The 23,131-nt window shown below is 62.7% G+C and carries 14 protein-coding genes and 1 tRNA gene; 11 read left to right on the top strand and 4 right to left on the bottom strand.

The features are described 5' to 3' along the window. The first annotated feature begins 109 nt into the window (after positions 1 to 109). The 6 genes from J7I12_RS05390 (at position 110) to J7I12_RS05365 (ending at position 11,585) form a co-directional block, all read left to right on the top strand. Complete coding sequence (locus J7I12_RS05390; protein ID WP_118230102.1) at positions 110 to 2,734, top strand: tetratricopeptide repeat protein; 2,625 nt, start codon at positions 110 to 112, stop codon at positions 2,732 to 2,734. Positions 2,735 to 3,142: 408 nt separating this feature from the next. Continuing rightward, positions 3,143 to 5,371, top strand: coding sequence for a ferrous iron transport protein B (gene feoB, locus J7I12_RS05385; RefSeq protein ID WP_118230103.1), 2,229 nt, complete (start codon positions 3,143 to 3,145; stop codon positions 5,369 to 5,371). A gap of 93 nt (positions 5,372 to 5,464) precedes the next feature. Then, complete coding sequence (locus J7I12_RS05380) at positions 5,465 to 5,953, top strand: thermonuclease family protein (RefSeq protein WP_242621243.1); 489 nt, start codon at positions 5,465 to 5,467, stop codon at positions 5,951 to 5,953. Between the two features lie 64 nt (positions 5,954 to 6,017). Beyond that, positions 6,018 to 6,440 (top strand): hypothetical protein, encoded by a 423-nt coding sequence (locus J7I12_RS05375; RefSeq protein WP_118230104.1) that lies wholly within the window; start codon positions 6,018 to 6,020, stop codon positions 6,438 to 6,440. A 536-nt stretch (positions 6,441 to 6,976) separates the two neighbouring features. Beyond that, positions 6,977 to 9,016: a methyl-accepting chemotaxis protein gene (locus tag J7I12_RS05370; RefSeq protein ID WP_487125780.1), complete on the top strand. Its 2,040-nt coding sequence runs from the start codon at positions 6,977 to 6,979 to the stop codon at positions 9,014 to 9,016. Positions 9,017 to 9,542: 526 nt separating this feature from the next. Then, positions 9,543 to 11,585, top strand: coding sequence for a methyl-accepting chemotaxis protein (locus J7I12_RS05365; RefSeq protein WP_487125781.1), 2,043 nt, complete (start codon positions 9,543 to 9,545; stop codon positions 11,583 to 11,585). 81 nt (positions 11,586 to 11,666) lie between these two features. Here J7I12_RS05365 and J7I12_RS05360 read toward each other — a convergent pair whose 3' ends face one another. Further along, complete coding sequence (locus tag J7I12_RS05360; protein ID WP_165450875.1) at positions 11,667 to 12,464, bottom strand: purine nucleoside phosphorylase YfiH/LACC1 family protein; 798 nt, start codon at positions 12,462 to 12,464, stop codon at positions 11,667 to 11,669. Beyond that, a complete protein-coding gene (locus J7I12_RS05355; protein WP_118230713.1) occupies positions 12,452 to 13,072 on the bottom strand; it encodes a 5-formyltetrahydrofolate cyclo-ligase in 621 nt (206 codons plus the stop codon). The genes J7I12_RS05360 and J7I12_RS05355 overlap by 13 nt, the downstream gene beginning before the upstream one ends. A 90-nt stretch (positions 13,073 to 13,162) precedes the next feature. Between J7I12_RS05355 and J7I12_RS05350 the strand changes: the two genes are divergently transcribed. The 4 genes from J7I12_RS05350 to J7I12_RS05335 all read left to right on the top strand — a co-directional run bounded on the left by J7I12_RS05350 (position 13,163) and on the right by J7I12_RS05335 (position 17,749). Next, entirely contained in the window at positions 13,163 to 13,849 is a 687-nt protein-coding gene (locus J7I12_RS05350) for a metallophosphoesterase family protein (protein WP_118230714.1), read from the top strand. Between the two features lie 1,627 nt (positions 13,850 to 15,476). Then, a complete protein-coding gene (locus J7I12_RS05345; RefSeq protein ID WP_498794107.1) occupies positions 15,477 to 16,907 on the top strand; it encodes an Rne/Rng family ribonuclease in 1,431 nt (476 codons plus the stop codon). 110 nt (positions 16,908 to 17,017) lie between these two features. Beyond that, positions 17,018 to 17,608 (top strand): epoxyqueuosine reductase QueH, encoded by a 591-nt coding sequence (locus J7I12_RS05340; RefSeq protein WP_302413311.1) that lies wholly within the window; start codon positions 17,018 to 17,020, stop codon positions 17,606 to 17,608. A gap of 65 nt (positions 17,609 to 17,673) precedes the next feature. After that, positions 17,674 to 17,749 (top strand) — tRNA-Asn (locus J7I12_RS05335). A gap of 347 nt (positions 17,750 to 18,096) precedes the next feature. On the opposite strand, the gene J7I12_RS05330 is transcribed toward J7I12_RS05335, so the two are convergent. Together J7I12_RS05330 and dnaE are read right to left on the bottom strand one after the other, a co-directional pair. After that, the gene (locus tag J7I12_RS05330) at positions 18,097 to 18,426 is read right to left on the bottom strand and encodes a hypothetical protein (RefSeq protein ID WP_487125785.1); all 330 of its coding nucleotides are present in this window, start codon (positions 18,424 to 18,426) and stop codon (positions 18,097 to 18,099) included. A gap of 189 nt (positions 18,427 to 18,615) precedes the next feature. After that, entirely contained in the window at positions 18,616 to 22,107 is a 3,492-nt protein-coding gene (gene dnaE / locus J7I12_RS05325) for a DNA polymerase III subunit alpha (RefSeq protein ID WP_118230733.1), read from the bottom strand. Between the two features lie 150 nt (positions 22,108 to 22,257). Here dnaE and J7I12_RS05320 point away from each other — a divergent pair, with 150 nt between their 5' ends. Next, a complete protein-coding gene (locus J7I12_RS05320) occupies positions 22,258 to 23,046 on the top strand; it encodes an HD domain-containing protein (RefSeq protein ID WP_302413312.1) in 789 nt (262 codons plus the stop codon). Positions 23,047 to 23,131: the final 85 nt, after the last annotated feature.

Raw genomic sequence — 23,131 nt, 5'->3', positions numbered from 1 at the left:
ATATGATTGCATTCAGTCTAGCCCGGAAGCCCGCGCCGGGCAAGGGCGGAGGCCGCAGGAGTCACGAATTTTTCTAGACAATTCGCCCCGGCCGTCCTACACTTTGAGAATGAAGCAACTTTTGTCTCCTCCCCGGCTGGAACGTGAAGACATCATTGAAATGGAAGGGCTGCTGTGCGGGCAGCTGGAGGCGTTTTTTTCCTTCAGCGGTCACGCCTTGTATTTCCCCACGGAGCATGCCCCGGCGGAGCCGCAGCTGCTCACGCGCGAACGGCGGCTGTTGCTGCCCCTGCGACGGGAGGGAGAGGTGCTGGGCGTGCTCATGCTGCACGGCGTGCGTGCGCGCGAGGCGCGCGCGCTGTTGCCCGTGCTGCCGGCCGCGGCCGCCCTTTGTCTGGACAACCTGGCCTGGGTGCGGGCCGCCCGCACGGACTCCCTCACCGGCCTGGCCACGGAAGAGGCGCTGTTTTCACGCATGGAAGAAGCGGCCGCGCGCGTGCGCGCCCATCTGGAGGATCCGTCCGTAACCGACGGGCACGATGCGCCCTTGCACCGCCTGTGCATGGGCCTTGTGCTGGTGCGTCTGCACAATGGGCCGGAGCTGGTACAGCGGGAAGGACACGGTTTTGTGCAGAAGGCTCTGCAGTCTCTGGCCGCGGCCTGCCGCACGGACCTGCCTTCAGATGTGCTGGCGGCCAGGGCAGGGCGGTATGAATTTGCCTTTTTGCTGGCGGCCAGCGGCCGCGGGGTCTGCCACAAGCTGGCTGCGTCCGTGCTGCAGCGCATGCAGGACGCGGGTCTGACCCTGCCCCTGACCCACAGGCGGGCGCGTCTGGAGTTTTGCGCCGGGCACGCCCTCTATCCGCAGGATATGCAGGGCCAGGAAATGAAGATGCCCATGAGCGAGCAGGCCCGGCGTTGTCTGGACCGCGCCCGTCTGGCCGCTGATGTGGCAGCCCAGGCCGTGTGCGCCGCGCCGGGCGGGGCCTGCCGCATCATGCCCTTTGCCCGCATCCTGCAGGAAGGCGGCCTGGTGCTGGAAAATCTGCCCCTGGGCCGGGTGCGGGTGAGCCTGGGGCGGCAGGCCAAGGCCAGGGAGGGCATGCGCTTTGCCCTCTGGGGGCGGGATGCCGGGGGCGAACCGCGCCACAAGGGCGAAATCGTGTTGCTGCGCACGGGGGATACGGACGCGGTAGGGGAGATTGTGCACCTGGCCGACGCCACGGACCAGCCAGCCCCCGGCGACGGTCTGAGTCTGCTGGGCGAGGGGCCGGGCCTGAGCCCGGATCTGGAAGAGGGCGGCGTTCTTGCGTTATCGGCGGAGACGGCCCTTGTGGCGCGCCCGCGTGCCGACGTCCCCGGCCAGGAAGATGCGGACCAGAATGCTGCCCAGGGTGCTGTTCAGAATGCCGGCCGGGGAAACGTGGCCCCGGCGACAGCGGGGCAGAAGCGCGTCCTCCGCCAGTCGGTGTCAGGCCCGGCCGCAACGCCGCCCGCAGAGGCGGCGACGGCAGCGGCTTCGGGGGCCGTGCGGCGCGGGTTGTGCGGGCACGGCGATTTTCTGCGGCGCTTCGCTCTGGCGGCGGAGCCCTGCCCCTGCTTTACTCTGGCCCTGCTGCGCCTGGAAACGGCGCGCAACGGCGAAGGCGAGGGCGCTGCGCCCTCCCGCGGGGCGGGGCGGGCGGCGGAGCCTCTGAGTAGCGCCCTGGAGCTCTGGCGCGCCACAGTGGGCGCGTCGACTGCAGACGGCAAAGCTGCGGATGCGCCTCTGGCCGGGCTTTACGGCAGCAACAGCCTGATCTTTTTCCACCCGGCGCAGCCGGCTGCCGATCTTTTGCCTGCCTATCAGGATCTCTGCGCGGCCTTGTGTCGGCGCGGCCTGGCTGTGGCCGCAGGGCTGGCCGGCTATCCTTTTCTTCAGTTCCGTAAGGCGGAAATGCCCGACTGCGCGCTCAAGGCCCTGGAATATGCCCTGCTGCTGCCGGAACCGCGCGTGGGGGTCTGCAATTCTCTGGCTCTGAACATCAGTGCCGACCGGCGGTACAGCCTGGGCGATGTCTTCGGCGCGGTGGAGGAATACAAGCTGGCCTTGCTGGCAGACGCGGGCAACGTTATGGCCTGGAATTCTCTGGGCGTGTGCATGGCCGCTCTGGGCCGACGGCACGAAGCGCGGCGGCATTTTCTGGAGGCTCTGCGCCACAAGCCGGAGCCCGCCGCCGCTGAGCAGATCTATTACAATCTGGGCACGGTCTGCCAGGGTTTGGGCGAACGCCGGGCCGCTACGCGGTATTACCGGCAGTGCGTCAAGCTGGCTCCGGAGCACCTTTACGCCCATATCCGTCTGGGGCAGCTCTGCGAGCAGGGCGGTCGCCGCGCCGAGGCCCGGCGCTGTTACGAGCGGGCCGCGGCCATTGAGGACGCGCACCCCGGCGCGCCCAGCCTGGCCCGGCGTTATCTGGCACGGGTGGCCGTGCGCCAGCGGCGGGGCGGCGAGGCCCGCGAACTGCTGCACGAGGCTCTGGTGCGCAACCCCCAGGACGCCGCCGCCATGCTGCTGCTGGCCAAAATTTATCTGGACGGAGAGGAAGACCCGGCCATCGCCGAAATGCTCGCCCGCAAAAGCGCCGGCCTGCAGGACAGGCCCGAAGCCTGGCAGACCCTGGCCAGGGCCCTGCGCGCATTGGGCCGGGAAGATGAGGCCCGCGTGGCGGAGGCCCGCGCTGTGCTGGCCTGAACCCTGCGGTTCCGGGTCGGCAGGGACGGCCGCCGTGGGTTTTATCCTGCGGGCGGGAAGGCTGGCGGGCTCTTGAGGGCAAAAGCCGCTCTGCGCGTACCCGGCGTTGCGCCATATAAAAAAATCTTTCCACACCTTATTATTTTCTATGCTTTTTTCTGAAACTGCCCGGAATTTTGTGGCGCGGGCTTGACTTTTCAGTCTGAGGCGTCTACATCACCAATGCCAAGGAATTGAATTTCAATTTGTAAGGCGAGTATTAGGGAAGTCCCCGGGGCCGTCGCGACCCCACGGGATGGGCGACGCGTTACGGCGCGTCCGTCGCGAGATCCGGCCACAGCGTGGACGAAATCTGAATTTTGGGGCGACCGGAGGCCACTGGTCCCGGCGTGCGCGGGAGGTGCGTGCATGAGTGCTGTTCGTCAGTTTGAAAATCATGAAGATGGACCCGGGAAAAAAGCCGGAGTGGTGCGTATTGCCCTGGCGGGCAATCCCAACTCCGGCAAGACCACGGTGTTCAACGGGTATACAGGTGCGCGCCAGCATGTGGGCAATTATCCCGGCGTCACTGTAGACAGAAAAGAAGGGCACATTACTGTGGAGGGCACGCCCGTCACCGTGGTGGACCTTCCCGGCACGTATTCTCTTACGGCCTATTCACAGGAAGAACTGGTGGCCCGACGGGAGCTGAGCGCCGGGCATGTGCAGGCCGTCATCGACGTGGTGGACGCCTCGGCGCTGGAACGCAACCTGCTGCTCACCGTTCAGATGCTGGAAATGGGCATCCCCGTAGTGCTCTGCTGCAACATGATGGACGAGGCCCGTGCCGCCGGCATCCATATTGATATGGAGCACCTGGGCAAGCTGCTGGGCATTCCCGTGCTGCCCATGGTAGCCCGCAGCGGCGAAGGACTGCAGGCGGCCATGAAGACGGCCATCGCCCTGGCCCGTGAAGGCAAACGCGAGCCCCTGCGTTTTTCCTACGGCAGCGATCTTGACCCCGTTATTGCGGATATGGAAAAGCGCATCGCTGAAAGCGGTCTCTTGACAAACCGCCACTTGCCCAGCTGGGTAGCCCTCAAGATGCTGGAAGGCGACAGCGAGATCTGGCATGAAGCCCGTCTGTCCGACGCCCACATCACGGCGGAGCTGGAGGATATCTGCAAAAAAACCGCCGCCCATGTGCGTGACACTCTCAATGCCAACCTGGAATCCATCATTACCGACTACCGCTACGGCTATATCCGCAGTCTGCTGCGCGACGGCATAGTACGCCAGGACGCCGGCAAGGATCGCCTGGCTCTTTCGGACAAGTTGGATAAGGTGCTCACCAACGCCTTTTTCGGGCCGCTGATCATGATCGGCGTGCTCTACCTCATGTTTCAGGTCACCTTTGAGCTGGGGGCCTACCCCCAGGGTTGGGTGGAAGACGGCTTTACCTGGCTGGGCGACGCCATTACAGCAGCCCTGCCTGAAGGGCTGGCCCAGTCGCTTATTGTGGACGGCATCATCGCCGGCGTGGGCGGTGTGCTCAGCTTTGTGCCGCTCATCCTGATCATGTTCGTGCTCATTTCCTTTATGGAAGACAGCGGCTATATGGCCCGCGTGGCTTATATGATGGACCGCATCTTCCGCTTCTTCGGCCTGCACGGGGCCTCGGTCATGCCCTACATCATTGCCGGCGGCATTGCCGGCGGCTGCGCCATCCCCGGCGCCATGGCCACCCGCACCCTGCGCAGCCCCAAGGAAAAGCTGGCCACCCTGCTTACCCTGCCGTACATGGCCTGCGGCGCCAAACTGCCGGTATTTTTGCTGCTGGCCGGGGCTTTTTTCCCGGACAACGCGGCCACCGTCATGTTTTTGCTGACCCTTTCCGGCTGGGTTGTCGCCTTGGTTGTGGCGCGCTTCCTGCGCTCCACCATCGTCAAGGGCGAGGCCACGCCTTTTGTCATGGAACTGCCCCCCTACCGTATGCCCACGCCCTTTGGCCTGCTGCTGCATTGCTGGGAGCGCGCCTGGATGTACATCAAGAAGGCGGGCACCATCCTGGTGGCCGTGGCCGTACTCATCTGGGCCGGCATGACTTTCCCCAGCCTGCCCGAAGACAAGGCTGCCCCCTTTGAACAGCAGATCGCCCAGATCGAAGAGCAGATCTCCGCCATGCCCGAAGGCGCCGAAGGCCGTGCCGCCCTGGAAGACCAACTCGGCGAGGTAAAGAACGACCTTTCGGAAGAAGAGCTCTCCTATTCCGTGGCCGGACGCCTGGGCAAGGCCGTGGAACCCTTCACCCGCCCCGCCGGCTTTGACTGGCGCACGGACATCGCTCTGCTGGCCGGCGTGGCCGCCAAGGAATCCATTGTGGCCACTCTGGGCACGGCCTACGCTCTGGGCGAACAAGACCCCGAAGACGCCGCCCCGCTGGCCGAACGCCTTAAGGCCGACTCCAACTGGTCGCCCGCCTCGGCTCTGGCTCTGATGCTCTTTGTGCTCATGTACTCCCCCTGCTTCGTGGCCCTGGTGGTCATCAAGCAGGAGGCCGGCAGCTGGGGCTGGCTGGCCTTCAGCATCCTGTTCAACACAGCCCTGGCGTACGGCGTGGCGGTAATCGCCTACCAGGTAGGCAAGAGCGTATTGTAAGCATTCTTTCTGACAGCCCCTGATCCTGACGCCCGTGCCGCCGCCTTGACAAAGGCTTGGCGGCACGGGCATTCTTGTGCCTGTGGGGGAAACATGTCCGCAGGGAAAATCTGTTGCGTTCTGGTCCTGGCCGTGCTGACGGCTTCGGGTGCGCTGGCCGGACCGCTGGAAGGCTATGTGCTTACCGTGGAGGACGGCAATACCTTTACCATAGCGCATACGCCCGAAGGCAGACAGCCTGAGGCAGTGGTGCGGTTTTACGGCATAGAGGCCCCCACCCTGCAGCAGCCCCTGGGGCCCGAAGCGCGTGTGCGCCTGGCCGAACTTTTGCCGCGCGGCACCAGAGTAGCCATTGATCCCGTGGGCGAAGCCGATGACGGCCCCCTGGTTTCTATTGTGCAGGTGGGGGGCACCTCCATCAATTATCAATTGGTCGTGGAGGGGCTCGCCTGGGTGGACCGCAAACGCTGCAGAGCGGTTTTCTGTCGGCGCTGGTATATCCAGGAGCACCAGGCCGTGCAGGCCCGGCGCGGCATCTGGGGCCTCAACATCGGCACGCCTCCCTGGCAGTGGGGGCGTTGAGTTTGGCCGGCCGTTGCTGCGAGCCCGGCTTTTTTGCCAACATACTTTTGCCAACGGAGCGTCTATGAACAGCAGTCTCAGCGCCGCCCAGCAGGAATTTCTGGACGGGTGGAAAGCGGACCCCTGCAACGTCAAGGCGGCCTTTGTGGCGTACAGGGATTTTCTGGCTGCGCAGCCGGGCGTGACCCTGGATTTCAAGGCTCGGCCCGGCATCAGCTATTCTGTGCGCGCGGCCCATGCGGCGCAGCAAAACCGTAAACTTTTTGTGCTGGTGGACGTGGTGGACGATGAGCCGGAGAGCCGCTGGCTTTCCGTTTGTTTTTATGACGATATGGTCACAGACCCCGAAGGCAAAGGAGATTTTGTGCCCGGGGGGCTCATGGGCGAAGACGCCCATTGCTTTAATCTGGACGAAGACGACCCCCGTATGCGCGACTACATCCAGGCCCGCCTGGCGGAAGCCCTGGCCAAAGCCGCTGCGGCCTGACGCCGCCCGTCCACCTGAAATACAGACAAAATCGCTCTGCGGCGGGCCACCCCGCCCATGAGCGCTTGTCCTTTACGGCGTTCCTGCGCCGCAACGCCCCGGATCCCCGGGGCGTTTTTTGTCGTAAAAATTGTTTGCATAGTGGAATAAGATGAACTGCATATCTATTTATCGCAATTCAGACGCATTGAATTTGATAGACCAATATTTTTAATAGTTATAGGAGGTATGCGCTATTCTTTTGCTCTATAAAGAATCTAAATGATATGCTCTATAAAAATTTTTACAGAAGTATAAATAAAAAACAAATTTTTCCGAAAAGTACTATATAACATCCTTCTTTTGAAGGAAAGATTTTTGAAAATTTGTTTTGTGCGGCAGAGGAAGCTGCCGGAAGAAATATTGGTGTCGTGTGGATGTGTACTCTGGCGGCATTGCGGGCCTGGATGGGTAAAATCTGTTGTCGCACGGTAGGGCGGCGGCTTGCAGATGTTGCGCCGGAGGTGTGGGAGAAGATTGCTGCAAGGAGGGGCTCCATGTCACGAAGTATCAGGATCGTATTGTTGTCGCTCATCGGGCTGGTCATCATTATTGTCCAGTCTGCGCTGATCGGCGTGGTGGCTAATCTGTCCTATAAAGATACCATGCAGGCCCGCACCGGTGAGATGGGGCTCATGGTGGAAACCGTCGCCAAATCTCTGGGCGATTTTGGTGAGCAGTTGTCCATGCTGGTCAATGGCATGTCCAAGGCATACAAAATTCAGCATTTTCTTGAAACCGGCGACGGGCTGGAGGGCGCCGAATTTTTTATTGCCGCCATGTCCCAGTCTTCGCCCGCCATCAATTCTTTGTACATATTTGACGCCACAGGACAGATGCGGGCCATTCAGGTGCAGGGCAAGGCCACCCAGTTGAGCGACCTGACTGGCCGGGAGTATGTGCAGACGGCCCTGACCGGCAAACCAGGCTTCAGCAGTACGCCAACCAAAAGCAATGCCACGGGCAAGGTTATCGTCAGCGTGACTGCGCCGGTACTGGGCGCCGGCGGCAAGATATTGGGCGGGGTGGGCATGTCCTACGCCATTGACGGACTGGAAGAAAAGTATATCAAAACCATCAAAATGGGGCAGTCCGGTTATCCCTTTATCACCACGTCCAACGGCGTCATGGTGGCCCATCCCGACAGCAGGCTGGTGCTGCAGGACCAAAGCGCCAACAGCGGCATACGCGCCATGCTGGGTGCGGCCTCAGGGCAGGGCGTAGCCTACCAGTGGAACGGCAAGGAAAGGATGCTGGCCTGGGCTACGGTACCCCACTGGCAATGGAAGGTAGCCCTGGCTATGGATACGGCCGAAATTCAGGCCCCGGCGGTGCAACAGCGCAACGTCATGCTGGGGTTGGGCGCTGTCGCCATTGTCTTGTTGCTGCTGGTTTCTCTGCTGGCTCTGGAGAAGGTCGCCATCCGGCCTTTGCGCCAGTTGCAGGCCTACGCCGGCACGGTGGCCGACGGCGACCTCAACGCCCGGCTGGATCTGCGTCTGAAGAATGAAATCGGCAAGCTGGCCGACGCGCTGCGCACCATGGTAGAAAACCTCAAGGCCAAGATTGCCGAAGCGGACGAAAATACCAGCAAGGCACAGGCTGAATCGGAGCGCGCGGCACAGGCCACGGCCGAAGCTGAAGCCGCCCGTGCGGCTGCCGAACGCGCCAAGGCCGAAGGCATGCTCCAGGCCGCCGATCAGCTGGAAGGCGTGGTGGTCACGGTGAACACGGCTTCAGAACAGCTCTCCGCCCAGGTGGAACAGTCCAGCCGCGGGGCCGAACGCCAGAGCGCCCGCGCCAGCGAAACGGCCACGGCTATGGAGGAAATGAACGCCACGGTGCTGGAAGTGGCCCGCAACGCCGCCGAAGCCGCGGATTCGGCCAAAAACGCCAAAACCAAGGCCGAAGACGGCGCTGGCGTGGTGGCCCAGGTGGTGGAGAGCATCGGCAATATGCGCCATCAGGCTCTGGGCCTCAAGGATGAAATGACCGTGCTGGGCCAGCAGGCCGAGAGTATCGGCCAGATTCTGGGCGTCATTTCCGACATTGCGGACCAGACCAATCTGCTGGCCCTCAACGCGGCCATTGAAGCGGCCCGCGCCGGAGAGGCCGGACGCGGCTTTGCCGTGGTGGCCGACGAAGTGCGCAAGCTGGCGGAAAAAACCATGACCGCCACCAAACAGGTGGGCGACGCCATCCACGAAATCCAGTCCGGCACGCGTAAAAACGTGGACAACGTGGACCAGGTAGTTCAGGTGGTGGTCAGCACCACAGAGCTGGCCGGTAAATCCGGCGAAGCCCTGCACGAAATCGTGGCTCTGGTGGATACTACCGCCCAGCAGGTGCAGTCCATCGCCACCGCGGCCGAAGAACAGTCCTCCGCCAGTGAGGAGATCAACCACTCCATTGAGGACGTGAACCGCATTTCTGCCGAGACCTCCGCCGCCATGCGCCACGCCTCTGCCGCCGTGACCGAACTGGCCCAGCAGGCGCAGGTGCTGCGCGGCCTTATCGATCAGATGAAGCAGGGCTAAGAGCCTGAAAGACTGTGGGGGGAGGGCACTTTGGGTCAGCTTAGCCCGTTACGACGAAGGAAATTACGGGCGAAGACAGCAGCGCGCAAAAGTGCCTTTCCCCCCACACCCTCCCTTCATTCTTCAAAAAAAATTTTCTTCCCTCGCAGCACCGCCCTGGGCGCACCTTGGAAAGAAAAAGGCGGGTTGTCCCGTTTTGTCGGCCGCTCTGTAGCGGCTTCAGATGTGTCTGCCTTCCCGATGACATCCTTTCTTGCACTTGCTCCCTAAATATCCTATAGGCGCAACGTATATAAAGTTTATCGTGTTTTATCCGATTGCTAAATGAGACGTTTATTCTGACATCGGCAGTGCGACGGCAGGGACCCAAGGCAGCCGGCAGTCGCCGTGTGCGGCTGCCGATCAGGGGAACCTGGCGGCACGCAGACAGGCTTTTCAATGGGAATCGCCTGGCTGGGGTTGCGGGTGGGGCGCCCGAGACCTCGATGTTCCAGACGACAACAGGTTTTTTGTAATGGAGTTGAGGATGGCCCACAGTATTCGCATGACGTTGTTGCTTTTGATCAGCGCAGTTATTCTCCTTATCCAGTCCGCTCTTGTTGGTGTGGTGGCCAAATTGTCTTATGAAGCCAATATGGAATCCCGCACACATGAGATGGGTCTGATGGTGGAGACAATAGCAAAGTCCATGGGAGACTTTGGCGAACAATTATCCACGCTTGTCAATGGAGTGTCAAAGGCGCCAAAAGTGCGTCAGTATCTGGAAACCGGCGACGGCGTGGAGGGCTTGTCCGTTTTTATCGCTGCCATGTCGCAGTCTTCGGCAAGTATCAACACGATCTATGTTTTTGACGCTACGGGCCAGCAGCGGATTGTCTGCGCACAGGGCAAGATGGTGGAAAAACATAATAATCTGTCCAATCGCGAATACATACAGGCGGCCCTGGCCAATAAGCGCGGCTTCAGCTCCACTCCCACCAAAAGTTTTGCCACGGGCAAGATCATCGTCAGTGTGACTGCCCCGGTGCTGGACGCCGGCGGCAAGGTACTGGGCGGCATAGGCATGTCTTACGCCATTGATGAACTGGAAAAAAATTATATTCAGAGCATCAAAATGGGCCAGTCTGGCTACCCCTACATTATTTCTCCCAAGGGTATTTTTGTGGCCCACCCGGACAGCAGCCTGGCGCTGCAGGACCACAGCGCCAATCCCGGCATACGCGATATGTTGGGTGCGCCTTCCGGGCAGGGCGTGTCCTTCCAGCGCAACGGCGTGGATAAAATGCTGGCCTGGTACATAGTGCCCTACTGGAACTGGAAGGTGGCCCTGGTTATGGATACGGCCGAAATCCAGGCCCCGGCGGTGCAACAGCGCAACGTTATGCTGGGCCTGGGGCTGGGCGCTATTGTGCTGCTTGTGGCGGTTTCGCTGCTGGCTCTGGAAAAAATCGCCATCCGGCCTTTGCGCCAGTTGCAGGCCTATGCCGGCACGGTGGCCGACGGCGACCTCAACGCCCGGCTGGATCTGCGTCTGAAGAATGAAATCGGCAAGCTGGCCGACGCGCTGCGCACCATGGTAGAAAACCTCAAGGCCAAGATTGCCGAAGCGGACGAAAATACCCGCAAGGCACAGGCTGAATCGGAACGCGCGGCACAGGCCACGGCCGAAGCTGAAGCCGCCCGCGCCGCCGCCGAACGCGCCAAGGCCGAAGGCATGCTCCAGGCCGCCGGTCATTTGGAAGGCGTGGTGGTCACGGTGAACACGGCTTCAGAACAGCTCTCCGCCCAGGTGGAACAGTCCAGCCGCGGGGCCGAACGCCAGAGCGCCCGCGCCAGCGAAACGGCCACGGCTATGGAGGAAATGAACGCCACGGTGCTGGAAGTGGCCCGCAACGCCGCCGAAGCCGCGGATTCGGCCAAAAACGCCAAAACCAAGGCCGAAGACGGCGCTGGCGTGGTGGCCCAGGTGGTGGAGAGCATCGGCAATATGCGCCATCAGGCTCTGGGCCTCAAGGATGAAATGACCGTGCTGGGCCAGCAGGCCGAGAGTATCGGCCAGATTCTGGGCGTCATTTCCGACATTGCGGACCAGACCAATCTGCTGGCCCTCAACGCGGCCATTGAAGCGGCCCGCGCCGGAGAGGCCGGACGCGGCTTTGCCGTGGTGGCCGACGAAGTGCGCAAGCTGGCGGAAAAAACCATGACCGCCACCAAACAGGTGGGCGACGCCATCCACGAAATCCAGTCCGGCACGCGTAAAAACGTGGACAACGTGGACCAGGTAGTTCAGGTGGTGGTCAGCACCACAGAGCTGGCCGGTAAATCCGGCGAAGCCCTGCACGAAATCGTGGCTCTGGTGGATACTACCGCCCAGCAGGTGCAGTCCATCGCCACCGCAGCCGAAGAACAGTCCTCCGCCAGCGAGGAGATCAACCACTCCATTGAGGACGTGAACCGCATTTCTGCCGAGACCTCCGCCGCCATGCGCCACGCCTCTGCCGCCGTGACCGAACTGGCCCAGCAGGCGCAGGTGCTGCGCGGCCTTATCGATCAGATGAAGCAGGGCTAAGAGCCTGAAAGACTGTGGGGGAGGGAACTTTTGTCCACAAAGGTTTTCTCCCCCACCACACAAGTTTTCCCCCGCAAAAAACTATATTTTTATCCAGATCAGACTGGCCTGGCGGCCGCAACCGCGCTGGCGGCGGTAGGAGAAGAACTGCGGGTTGGACATGGTGCAGAGGTCCAGGCCGAAGATATGGCGGGGCAGGAGCCCGGCGTCTTCCAGCTGGCGGCGGGTAAGGCTCCAGAGGTCCAGGGTGCGGCCGGGCGCGTCAAACCAGGGGGCGTAGTTTGGGCCCCATTCCTGAGAGAAGTTGGTAAACTGGGCTTTGTCCGGTCCCAGGCTGGGGCCGCGTACGGCCAGCACCTCACGGGGGTCAAGGCCATACTGTTGGCAGAAGCGGCGCGCGCCGCTGGTGGGGAAGGCGCAGCGGTTGCCGCGCCAACCGGCGTGCAGGGCGGCCACGTAGCGTCCACTTGTGTGGGCCAGGAGGATGGGCTGGCAGTCGGCGGTCTTGATGCACAGAGCCAGACCGGGGCGGTCGGTAGCCAGGCCGTCGCCTTGGGGCAGGGCGGCGTCCGTAAGGTCCGGGGCCAGGGACAAGGCCGTGGCGGGCGGGTCAACGTGTAAAGCGTCGCCGTGCACCTGGTGCAGTTCGGCCCAGTCTGTGGCTCCTCCGGCGCGCAGCAGGCCAGCCAGGGCGCGGCGGCTGCGCGCCGTGCGCGCGGGCTCGTCCCCCACGCTGTAGGATATGTTGCCGCCGGAAAGGGGGTCGACGTCGGCATTGCGGAGGTCGGCAAAATCCGGGGCCGGGCCACGGCACTGGAAGGCGCAGCCCACGTTCTCCAGACCTGGAAACTGGAAGGAAATACAGCTTATTTCAGACACTGCAGGCCTCGTTCGGTACAAAGGTGGTCCACCCTTTGGTCCCAGGGGTCCAGGGGCAGGGTGGGCACCACCTGGCAGGAAAAGCACAGGCCCAGGAGCGGGCAGGCCGGGCGTCGGCGCAGAAAACGGTCGTAATAGCCGCCGCCGTAGCCCAGGCGGCCGCCCCGGAGGTCAAAAAGCAGACCCGGCAGAATGAACAGGTCCGGGGAGAAGGCCGCGCCCAGGGCTTCGGGCCCCAGGCCGGGCAGGGCGGGGGTGGGTTCGCGCAGGCCGAAAGGGCCGGGGCGCAGATCCTGCGGGCCGGAACAGAGGGCAAAGTCCATGCATCCGGGTTGGCCGTGGCGCACGCGTGGCAGCCAGACCACGCGGCCCGCAGTCCAGGCCGCGTCCAGCAGGAGATCTGTGGGCGTTTCTTGTTTCACCCCCACATAGAGGGCCACGGAGCGGGCCTCGCGCCAGAGGGCGGAACTCAGGATATGCCCTTGTGCGGCTTGGCCGTTATTTTGGAATGCCTGCGGTGAAAGGCCGCGGCGCAGACCGGCGGCCTGTTCCCGCAGGCGGGCCTTGGTGGCGGCTTCGGGCGCGGCGGGCGGCGGGGAAGGGAACATGACGGGTCTTTCCTTGGCTGGCGGAATATGCTAATCTGTACATACTGCGGCCGAATACGGCCGCAAGACTGTAACAAAGGAAACACCGCCATGCCAAGCGCCGACTTTCAGGACTATCTCTGGGTCGCCGTGGGCGACATCCACGACGAGCCTGCCCGCATTGCCGAAATTCCGGAGCTTTCTCAGGCCGACGGCATTATTGTGACCGGTGATCTGACCATCACCGGCGGCGTGAAGCAGGCCGAGCAGGTCATGAATGTGCTGCGCGCCCACAATACCACGGTTTGGGCGCAGATCGGCAATATGGACCGGCCCGAAGTGGACCAGTGGCTGAGCGAAATGGGCTGGAACCTCCATGGCATGACCCGCGCGCTCACGCCGGATACGGCCATATTCGGCGTGGGGGCTTCCACCTTCACGCCCTTTGGCACGCCCAGCGAATTTCCGGAATCGGCCTTCGCCGCCTGGTTGGACGCCTGCTGGCAAAAAGCCCGGACCTACGCCCATACGGTGCTGGTGTCGCACAATCCGCCCAAGGATACGGCCTGTGACGTCATCCCCGGCGGCGTGCACGTGGGTTCTTCGGCTGTGCGCGAATTTCTGGAGGAAGCCCAGCCGGAGATCTGCCTGTGCGGGCATATCCACGAGGCCCGGGCTATGGACCGCGTGGGCCGCACCCTGGTGGTTAATCCGGGGCCGCTTTCTCTGGGAGGGTACGTCCTGCTGCGCTCTAACGCCGGGCAGCTTTCGGCAGAGCTTAAGATGCTGGAAAGCTGATTTTTTTTGACAGAAATCGGTTTTGCAGGCCCGTCACGGCATAGCGTCCGGACGGGCCGCTTGCATAATTTTCAAAAAAACGTACTCTGCAAGGAGTACGGGCATGCCAGCCGCACCTGCGCGCCATCCGGCGCTGCACCGGCCTCGTCAGAGCATGCCGCCCAAATTTCTGACGGCGGTTCCCGCCGCCGTACATAAAAGGATATTCATGACCGCAGATCAGGACACTCCCGTGGCCGCTTCCGCAGCCCCGGACACAATGGAAAAGGAAACCCCCAAGCCCCGGCGGCGCGCCGCCCCCCGCAGCAAAACAGCCAAAACCGCGTCACCCGCCGCAACAACCACTGATACGTCGCCGGACACTCCCCCCCCCGTGGAAGCCGCGGACGCCGCAACTTCCAGACCCGCTCCACGCAAGCGCGCCGTCGGCAAACGCGCAGCCGCCGCCACGGCGGCCCCCACTGATACGCCGGACACGCCCCCCGCAACAGAAGAATCTCCCCAAAAACGCCGCACGACCCGTACCACCAGCCGTAAAAAAACGTCGGCCGCAGAAATGGCGACAGGGCAGAGCGCTGCAACCGCGCCGAAACCCGCGTCCAAGGACACAGCTTCGTCAGCGGCGCCGGAAGGCGCACCCGCAGCAGCGGCTGCCGCAGAGAACGCCGCACCCCGCGCCGCAACACCCGGCGCGACAACCAAAGCCTCCGGCCGCAGCCGCAGCGCCGCAGGGCGCGCCGCGTCCAGGTCCGCCAGATCTGCCGTTGCGACGGCTGATCCCGCCGCGCAAAAGGCCGCGGCAGCGACGGCAGCTGCCACCTCCCCCGCGCCGGAAACCTCGGCCGCAGAGGCGGAGACTGCAGAGAGCGCCGCAACACCCCACACGACGACTAAAACCGCCGGCCACGAGCGTAGTGCCATTGGGCGCACCGCCACAACGAAAACTTCCGGCCGCAGCGCAGGGGGCCGTAAATCCCGCGCCGCAGCAAAGGACGCTGCCCCGGCCGCGCCTGCCGCGCTGGCTGCAGATGGCGACGTGCGGGCGCCACAGCCTGCCGGTATGGCGGTCGCGGGCCAACAGCCTGGTGGCGCAGCGGCCCTTGTCGCCCCTGAACGCAAGGAACTTGCTGCGCGTCCGGCCCAGGGTGCGCTTGCGTCTTCCGCGTCCGTCCCGGCCTTGTCTGAAGCCGCGTCGCCCCCCGTACCGGCCTTGCGGCCCGTGGCGGACGTGCCGGCGGTGGAAGGCCCCGCCATTGTACCGGTCGCCCCTGGCGAAGGGGGTTCTGCATTGTCGGCAGCCGGCTCTGAAGCGGATGCGGAAAATGCCGCTGAGGCTCCCCGCCGCAAAAATCGGCGAGGAAGGCGCGGCGGCCGCGGCCGCAGTCGTAAAAAAGATCAGAATGGGCAGGAAAATGGCGCAACAGCTACGCCGGGCGAGGACGATCGGGATGCGCCAGCCGGCCCGGAGGGCGGCGTGTCTGCGGGCGAAGCTCAGAGCAGGAGCCCGATCCCGGTGGACCCCCAGACGTCCGGCAAAGCGTTCGATAAGACGTCTGGTCAGGTCTCTGCGCAGGCTTCCGGCGGCAAGTCCTCCTCTGCGCGCGGTGGGGCTCAGAACAAACGGCGCATGTATATCAGCGTGCTGCCTGGCGAACAGGTGGAAGTGGCTCTGGCCGAAAACGGACAGGTGCTGGAATATTACCTGGACATGCTGCATCAGCGCAAAATCAAGGGCAACATCTACAAGGGCGTTATCCACAATATCGATACTAATCTGCAAGCCGCCTTTGTGAGCTACGGCGCGGGCAAGAACGGCTTTTTGCAGATTGATGAAGTGCACCCAGAATACTGGCTGAGCCACCACGAGCCCGCCAAGGGCAAGAAATTTCCGCCTATCCAGAAGGTGCTTAAGGCCGGACAGGAAGTGCTGGTGCAGGTTGTTAAAGAACCCACGGGCAGCAAGGGCGCGTTTCTGACCACCTGGATTTTGCTGGCCGGACGTTTTTTGGTGCTTACGCCGGGGCAGGAGCAGATCGGGGTTTCGCGCAAGGTGGAGGACGACGAAGAGCGCTCCCGCCTGCGCGAACTCATGAATGGCATTGATCCCGGCCAGAATCTGGGCGTCATCGTGCGCACGGTGAGCGCCGGAACTACCAAGACTACTTTGCGCAATGATCTGCAATACCTGAAGCGCGTCTGGCGCGACATCCGCAAAAAAGGCACCGAGGTCACGGGTCCGGCCCTGGTCTATCAGGAACCCGGTCTTTCCGAGCGCGCCGTGCGCGACTATCTTACCGACGACGTGGGCGAAATTTGGGTGGATAACGAAGAAGTGGCCCAGAGCATTCGGGAAACCGTAAGCCTGCTCTTCCCCCGCAAGAAAGACCTGGTGCACCTCTATACGGACGTGCGCACGCCCATGTGGGACCGCTTTAACCTGCGGCGTCAGCTCGACCAGATCTATACCCGTGAAGTGCAGTTGCCTTCGGGCGGGCGGCTGGTGTTTGACCAGACCGAAGCCCTCATGGCCATTGACATCAACTCCGGAAAAATTTCCGGCAAGGGCAATTTTGAGGCCATGGCCCACAAGACCAACATGGAGGCGGCCGAGGCCATTGCCCGTCACCTCAAGCTGCGCGACATCGGCGGCCAGGTGGTTATCGACTTCATTGAAATGCGTGATAAAAAGCATGTGCTGGAAGTGGAAAAGACCCTGCGCATGGCTATGAAGGGCGACCGCGCCCGGCACGATGTGGGCCGTATGAGCTCCTTTGGCCTGCTGGAGCTGGTGCGCCAGCGTACGGGGTCGTCGGCCCTTTCCATCACCATGGAGCCCTGCCCGGCCTGCGGCGGCACAGGCCAGCGCCGCAACCTGGAATGGCAGGCCCTGCAGGCGCTGGGCGAACTGCGACGGCTGCTGCGCGCGGAAAATAAAGATAAGTGCGTGTATCCGGCCCCGCCGGAACTGGCCTTATATCTGCTGAACCATAAGCGCGACACCTTGCGCGAACTGGAGCAGGATTTCGGCAAATGTCTGGAAATATTGGTGCGTCCTTAGGTGCGCCCATCGCTGCGGCAGCGGGCGGCGGCGTCAGGACCGACAGAGGGGCCTGCGCTGCGTCCGGCCTCAGGGGATGTCTTTCGTCCCCTTCGGTGGAGGGAGGGGCAGTGGCGACCGACGCGTTGCGCAAGAACCGCCGACTGCTCCTGCACGTCTGTTGCGGACCGTGCGCCGTCATGCCCCTGCGGCGGCTGCTGGATGAAGGGTACGCCGTCACGGCCTGGTTCATGAATCCCAACATCCACCCGCTGACGGAGTACCTGCGCCGCCGCGAAGCCGCCGGAGAGTGCGCCGCGCAGCTGGGGGTGCCCATTGTTTACGCGGACGCCACTTGGGATGTGACCGCCTGGCTGCGGGCCGTGGCCGGGCGGGACGCCCCGCCGGAGCGCTGCGCCTGGTGCTGCGCCAGCCGTCTGGAAGCGGCTTTTGCCGCCGCCGCGGCCCTGGGCTGTGCCTGGGTGAGTAGCAGCCTGCTCTATTCGCGCTACCAGCCGCACGCGGCCATTAAGACCGCCGGCGAACGGCTGGGGGCCGCAGGCGGGCCTGGATTTGTCTATCGGGATTTTCGTGAGGACTGGCAAGAGGGCATTGACCGCTCCAAGGAAATGGGCCTCTACCGCCAGCCCTACTGCGGCTGTATCTACAGCGAAGCCGAACGCTACGGCAAGCGTCTGGCGCGCCTCTGCCAGGAAAAATAAAATTTCCGGCAGTTTTTCCTTGACGTTGCCCGGTTTTTTCCGTACACATTTCTTCGCTGCAATGATCCCCGATAGCTCAATTGGCAGAGCGGGTGACTGTTAATCACTAGGTTGGCGGTTCAAGTCCGTCTCGGGGAGCCAAAGAAATCAAGCCCTTACGGTTAATAGCCGTAGGGGCTTTTTCTGTCGGGCTACCACCGGGAAGGGAATGGGTGCAGACCATCGCACCACCGGAAGTGCGGCAAGTCCTTCCTCCTGCCAGGCATCTCTGGCGCACCAGTGTGCGAACTTCCGCAGGCTGTCGCCCGCCTGAAGGTGGGGAAACTTGCACCACCTGTGGTTTCCGGCACGAAAAAAGCCCCGGCGGGAACTCCAACCGGGGCTTGCTGTCAATGTCTGGGGCGATTATCTGGACTTATGATGGCGGGTCAAATAGACGCCATAGGCGAACACGCCCGCGCAAACGATGGTTGCCAGAATCCACGTTGTCATTGTCCGCCTCCTTTCTTGGTAAGGTATAGGCTGGCTGCAAAACAGGCAAGGCCCAAAAACACGCCGTAGCCAACGCCTTGAAACAGGCCCACGGCCATAGCGGCAACGCTCATTTTCTCCAGCCAGTCAGCAAGGCGCTTAACCATGTTTACCTCATCCTCACTATAACCATCGCCGTCTGTCGTGTCCACAGGAAAAGGCCCCCACCAACTGCCCCGCGCTAGAATCGATTTTAAGGGCTCTACACCAAAGACGGGGGCAAGCCCCTTCAACGGGCAGTTTTTCCGACAGGTTTCTGAATAATTCCCCATCCATTTCAGCAGCACAATACGCGCACCCGCAGGCGGTAATTTTCGAAGTTGCGGAAGCCATACGCGGGTCTACACCAAAGGCAAGCGCTTTCTGCAAACCACTCCCCCCGTCTTTGAGGTAGAGCCGGCCGTGTTGACCTTGCGAAGGGACTTTTTCAACAACGGGCCGCTCCGGCGCGCCTTTCTCCCCGTAATCCCGTTTTTCTACGACGCCCAGGCGGAAAGCGCCTTATCCAGTTCCGGGCCGGGCCGCACCTTGAGGGCGCTGTCCAGCAGCAGCAGGCAGACGTGCCCGTCCAGGCAGATCTGGGCCTGGGCCTCCACGGGGCCGGGGTGGCTTTCCAGAATGGAGCGCAGGGTCAGCATATCTTCCCGACCCAGGCGGTGCGGCGGTATCTGCACGCACACGGGCGTATCGCTGTCGCCGCAGGCCTCGGCCAGGGGGCGGACGCTCTGCCCCAGCAGTTTCAGTTCGCGGGGGGCATCCTCTTCCTCATCCCCCATGTCGCGGTTGTCGGCCGCGTCGTTCTGGCTGTCCAGCCGGGCCGTGAGGCAGAGGGGTTGCTCGGACTGCAGCAAACTGCGGCATTCGGCGTAGGAACGGGGAAAGAAGGTCACCTCCGCGTGGCCTGTAAGGTCTTCAATGCCCACAAAGGCCATGCGTTCGCCGCGGGATTTGGTGATGACCTCCTTGAGGCTGACCACCAGGGCGGCGCAGCGCAGTTCCGCACCGGGGAAGAGTTCACGCGCGTCTTCCAGTGTGGTGAGGTTCAGTCGGCGCATTTCGCGGATAAAGGGCAGCAGGGGGTGGCTGGTCAGGAAGAAGCCCAGAGCCTCTTTTTCGCCTTTGAGCTTGTCGTCGTCGCTCATTTCCGGCGCCTGGGCTTCGGGGCAGTCCAGGCCGATGCCGGGCAGAGGTTTGGCCTCCAGGGCCGGGGCCATGGCCAGCAGGGAAACCTGGTTGGAGCTTTTTTCCTTGGCCTTTTTCTGGGCGCGGCTCACTACCAGGTCCAGGGCCGCCAGCATGGCCGCGCGGGGCACGTTGAAGCAATCGCAGGCCCCGCCTTTGACCAACGATTCCAGCACTCTTTTGGTGACCTTGCGCAGGTTGACCCGGCAGCAGAGGTCCAGCAGTGAGGTATAGCCGCCTTCGGTTTTGCGGGCTTCCACCAGTTCGCGGATGGCTTCGTCGCCCACGTTTTTGATGCCGCCCAGGCCGAAGACCACCTGGCCGTTGTGGGCCGTGAATTCGCGTTGGCTCTGGTTTACTGAGGGCTGCACCACGTCTATGCCCATATCTTTGCAGCAGGAAACGTATTTGAGCAGCTTGTCCTGGTTACCCATTTCAGAGGTGAGCAGGGCGGCCATGAACTCCACCTTGTAGTGCACCTTGAGGTAGGCCGTGTAGTAGGAAATAAGGGCATAGGCGGCGGAGTGGGACTTGTTGAAGCCGTATTCCGCAAATTTTTCCATCAAGTCAAAAATTTCATTGGCCTTGTCTTTACCGATGCCGTTTTTTTCCGCCCCGGCCACAAAGGTCACGCGTTCCTTGGCCATGGCTTCGGCTTTTTTCTTGCCCATGGCCCGGCGCAGCAGGTCGGCCCCGCCCAACGTGTAGCTGGCGATGATCTGGGCGATCTGCATGACTTGTTCCTGATAAACGATGACGCCGTAGGTGTCGCGCAGGCATTCCTGCAGGGAGTCGTGCGGATAGACCACGGGCACCTGGCCGTGTTTGCGCTTGATGAACTCGTCCACCATGCCCGAACCCAGGGGGCCGGGCCGGTACAAGGCCAGCATGGCGATGACGTCTTCAAAGCAGGTGGGTTTGAGCATGCGCAGGTACTGGCGCATGCCGGAGCTTTCCACCTGAAACACGCCGTCCGTGTCGCCGCGGGCGTAGAGGTCGTAGGTAGCGGCGTCGGTGAGGGGCAGGTTGTCCAGATCTGGCGGGGTTTGCCCCTGCAGGCTGATGTTGTCCAGGGTATCCTGGATAAGGGTCATGGTCTTAAGGCCCAGAAAGTCGAATTTGACCAGGCCGACTTTTTCGGTCATGGGGCCGTCGAACTGGGTCACCAGTTCGCCGCGTTTGCCCTGGTAGAGGGGCAGGTACTCCACCATGGGTTTGTCCGAAACCACCAGCCCGGCGGCGTGGGTGGAGGCGTGGCGGGCCAGGCCCTCCAGGCGGCGGGCCGTATCCAGCAGGTGGGTGACCTTGGGGTCTTCCCTATAGATTTTTTCCAGGTCCGGCTCCATTTCCAGGGCCTTCTGGATAGTCATTTTGAGATCGGCGGGCACCAGCTTGGCGATGCGGTCCGTTTCCGCAAAACTCATGCCCAGGGCGCGGCCCACGTCGCGCACCACGCCCTTGGCCTTCATGGTGCCAAAGGTGGTGATCTGCGCCACCGAGCCTTCGCCGTAGGTGTCCACCATATGGCGGATGACGTCGCCCCGGCGGCGCTCGCAGAAGTCCACGTCGATATCGGGCAGGGAGACACGTTCGTTGTTCAGAAAGCGTTCAAACAGCAGATTGTAGGGCAGGGGGTCCAGGTTGGTGATGCGCAAGGCCCAGGCCACCAGAGAGCCAGCGGCGGAACCGCGTCCCGGCCCCACCGGGACATGGTGGTTCTTGGCCCAGTTGATGAACTCCTGCACAATAAGAAAATAGCCGGGAAAGCCCATTTCTATGATGACCTTAAGTTCGTACTGCAGACGGTCGCGGTAGGCCTGCGGGTCGATGTGCTCGCGGTCGGGGTGCTTTTCCAGGCGGCGTTCCAGGCCTTCTTCGGCCAGGCGGCGGAATTCGGATTCCAGGCTGGCCCCCTGGGGCAGAGCGTAGACGGGAAAGTAGTGGTGGCCGAAGTCCATTTCCACCTGGCACTGTTCCGCTATGCGCAGGGTGTTGGCCAGGGCTTCGGGCACATGGGCAAAGGGTTTTTCCATCTCCTCCACGGACTTGTAGTACAGCTCGTGGGTGCCGAAGCGCATGCGGTTGGGGTCGTCCATAGTGGTCTGCGTCTGGATGCAGAGCAGCACCTCGTGGGCTTCGGCGTCGTCGGCATTGAGGTAGTGGCAGTCGTTGGTGGCGACCAGGGGCAGGCCCGTGGTTTCGGCCAGTTCCATCAGGGCCGTGTTGGCTACTTCCTGTTCCTTGAGGCCGTTGGACTGCAGCTCAAGATAGAACCGGCCGGGATAGATGTCGGCGTATTCACGGGTCAGGCGCAGGGCCTTGTCCATGTCGTTGTCTTTGATCACGGCGCGTGGGATTTCACCGGCAATGCAGGCCGAAAGGCAGATCAGCCCTTCGGAATACTTGCGCAGCTGGGCCTTGTCCACGCGCGGTTTGTAGTAGAAACCTTCCAGGTAGCCCTGGCTGACCAGCTTGACCAGATTGTGGTAGCCAACGGTGTTCTGGGCGAGCAGGATGAGGTGGTGGCGGGTGCGGGCCAGGGGCGAATCCGGGCTTTTGTCCTTGTGGTCGTGGCAAACGTAGACCTCGCAGCCCACAATGGGCTTGATGCCGAAGTCTTTGCAGGTGCGATAGAAGTAGGCTGCGGCAAAAAGATTGCCGTGGTCGGTAACAGCGCAGGCGGGCATGCCGTAATCCTTGGCGCGGGCGCAAAGATCCTTGATGCGGATGGCGCCGTCCAGCAGGCTGTATTCCGTATGGCAGTGCAGGTGGACAAAATCGGCCATGAAAAAGCTCCGGAAAAGGCGGGAATAAAAAGAGCGCGGGGCGACCCGCAAAAGACCCTCAAAGGCAAAGAACAGCATAGCAGAAGGCGGCACGGCCCTCAAGGCGCTGCTCCCATTGCCTTGCGGCGCAACCCGGCGTACAGAACGGGCATGAACGCTTTGCAAGACATCAGCGGGCACGAGGCCTGGTTTGCCGCCTATGCGGCGCGGGAACGGGCCAAGGAGGCGGCGCGTGCCGACGGGGATCCGGCTCCCCTGGATCTGAAGCTGACCCACACCAAGGCCGTGCTGGCCGACGCCCGGCGCATTGTGGCGGCCGAGGCGCTCACGCCGCCTCTGGCCCGCGCCTGCTTGCTGGCCGCCCTGTACCACGATGTAGGCCGGTTTGAGCAGTATCTGCGCTACCATACGTTTCGCGACAGGGATTCCTGCAACCACGGGCAGCTGGGCGTGCGCATCCTCAAGCGTGAAGGCCGTCTGGCAGACGAACCCTTGCGCAAAATTATTCTGGCCGCCGTGGGCTTGCACAACCGCTTTGCCCTGCCTGCCCGCGTGCCGGAGGGGGTGGCGCTGGCCGCCAATGTGGTGCGCGACGCGGACAAGCTGGACATCCTGCGCGTCATGGACGAGCATTTGAGCGGCCCCGGCCCCTACAACCCCACGGTGGTGCTGCAGCTGCCCAACGACCCGCACCTCTGCAGCCCCGCGGTCTGCCGGGCTGCTCTGGAAGGCCGCACTGCCGCTTATGCGGATTTGCGCAGCGTCAATGATTTTCGTTTGCTGCTGGGCACCTGGTTTTTTGACCTGCACTTTGCCGCCAGCCGTCGCCAGTTTGTGACGGACGGCCACGCCCAGCACTTGCTGCAGGGTCTGCCCGCCGACAGCCCCCAGGCTTCGGCCAGAGATTTCTTGCTGCGGCGGCTGCAGGCCGTGCAATGATGCGGCATTCCGGCCCGGAGCCGCCCGCTGGCCCGGAGCCGCCCGCCTGCGCCGTGCCGCCGGTATCCGGCCCCTGTGGGCGCGG

The sequence above is a fragment of the Desulfovibrio diazotrophicus genome (assembly GCF_902498985.2).
In the GTDB taxonomy this organism is placed as follows: Bacteria; Desulfobacterota; Desulfovibrionia; order Desulfovibrionales; family Desulfovibrionaceae; genus Desulfovibrio; species Desulfovibrio legallii.
Note: the sequence above shows the minus strand (reverse complement) of the source record. Positions and strands in the feature narration are given on the sequence as shown.

Coding starts and splice junctions, on each gene's coding strand:
- J7I12_RS05365 (WP_487125781.1), top strand. CDS start 9,543: ATGGCCCACAGTATTCGCATGACGTTGTTGCTTTTGATCAGCGCAGTT.
- J7I12_RS05320 (WP_302413312.1), top strand. CDS start 22,258: ATGAACGCTTTGCAAGACATCAGCGGGCACGAGGCCTGGTTTGCCGCC.
- J7I12_RS05345 (WP_498794107.1), top strand. CDS start 15,477: ATGTATATCAGCGTGCTGCCTGGCGAACAGGTGGAAGTGGCTCTGGCC.
- dnaE (WP_118230733.1), bottom strand. CDS start 22,107: ATGGCCGATTTTGTCCACCTGCACTGCCATACGGAATACAGCCTGCTG.
- feoB (WP_118230103.1), top strand. CDS start 3,143: ATGAGTGCTGTTCGTCAGTTTGAAAATCATGAAGATGGACCCGGGAAA.
- J7I12_RS05375 (WP_118230104.1), top strand. CDS start 6,018: ATGAACAGCAGTCTCAGCGCCGCCCAGCAGGAATTTCTGGACGGGTGG.
- J7I12_RS05370 (WP_487125780.1), top strand. CDS start 6,977: ATGTCACGAAGTATCAGGATCGTATTGTTGTCGCTCATCGGGCTGGTC.
- J7I12_RS05380 (WP_242621243.1), top strand. CDS start 5,465: ATGTCCGCAGGGAAAATCTGTTGCGTTCTGGTCCTGGCCGTGCTGACG.
- J7I12_RS05355 (WP_118230713.1), bottom strand. CDS start 13,072: ATGTTCCCTTCCCCGCCGCCCGCCGCGCCCGAAGCCGCCACCAAGGCC.
- J7I12_RS05390 (WP_118230102.1), top strand. CDS start 110: ATGAAGCAACTTTTGTCTCCTCCCCGGCTGGAACGTGAAGACATCATT.
- J7I12_RS05350 (WP_118230714.1), top strand. CDS start 13,163: ATGCCAAGCGCCGACTTTCAGGACTATCTCTGGGTCGCCGTGGGCGAC.